Origin of the sequence: Prevotella sp. SGI.167, from assembly GCF_050313615.1 — a bacterium.
In the GTDB taxonomy this organism is placed as follows: Bacteria; Bacteroidota; Bacteroidia; order Bacteroidales; family Bacteroidaceae; genus Prevotella.
On the sequence record NZ_JBNPLT010000108.1, the window covers coordinates 1 to 865 of the forward strand.

Sequence of the window (865 nt, forward strand, 5' to 3'; positions counted from 1 at the left end):
AACCGCTTCGCTCTAAGGTTGGCGGGGCATCAAAACCCTCGCCAGGTTATGCGGGATGGGACCGCCGGGGAAATAGCAGTTTATAGTTTACAGTTAATAGTTTATAGTTTACGATTAATTTCGTGGTTATTTGCTGATAACTTGCAGATTTCTTGTTAATTGCTTGGTGGTTTCGAGAAAAAAGCGTAATTTTGGCGGCAGAAGTGTTAAATATAGAAGGAATTGATTATGAGAAGTATGAATAAAATGTCGGCGGAGGATATCGCTAAGCTTAAGGCGGTAGCTTTGTATGTCTTAGACAAATGTGGTGAAACGGATTTCATTCATTTGTTTAAGATTATCTATTTTGCGGAAAGGAATCTCTATGCAAAATATGGTCAACATTTAGTTAAGGATACTTTTATCGCCATGGAACACGGACCGGTTCCCTCTCATCTTTATGATGCCTTGAAATTAATGAATGGCAAGGGAAACAATAAGGATGTCAAAGCTATTAGCGATTCTTTGTTACCTGCTGGTGGGGAATGCGCTTGGTTTTTTGTGAAAGCTGGCGAAAAGCCTGACTTGGACGAATTGAGTAAAGCTGAGATAGAAGCGTTGGATGCTGCCATTGATAAATACAAAGATATGGATACCAAGACTTTGTCTGAGCTATCTCATGATTCTGCCTGGCATGAGGCATGGGATAAGAATCATAATGCTGTTATGACCTCTCTGAATATTGCAAAAGCAGGTGATGCTTCTAATGAGTTTTTAGAGTATCTCCAGGAACAGGAATTTATAGATTCTATTTTGGAGGCTTAGGCTATGGTGAACTTCAAAGAATTGCTGGGAAATAATAATCAGCTTCAAAACTTGCTCCTTG

At 39.5% G+C, this 865-nt stretch carries 1 protein-coding gene; it reads left to right on the plus strand.

Features of this window, described 5'->3' with window-relative positions; all coding sequences use genetic code 11:
* The first annotated feature begins 228 nt into the window (after positions 1-228).
* Entirely contained in the window at positions 229-804 is a 576-nt protein-coding gene (locus ACQRBJ_RS16080) for a Panacea domain-containing protein (protein WP_228115604.1), read from the plus strand.
* Positions 805-865 lie beyond the last annotated feature (61 nt).

Bases quoted from the DNA above. Each gene is read 5' to 3' on its own strand.
- ACQRBJ_RS16080 (WP_228115604.1), top strand. From the start codon at position 229: ATGAGAAGTATGAATAAAATGTCGGCGGAGGATATCGCTAAGCTTAAG.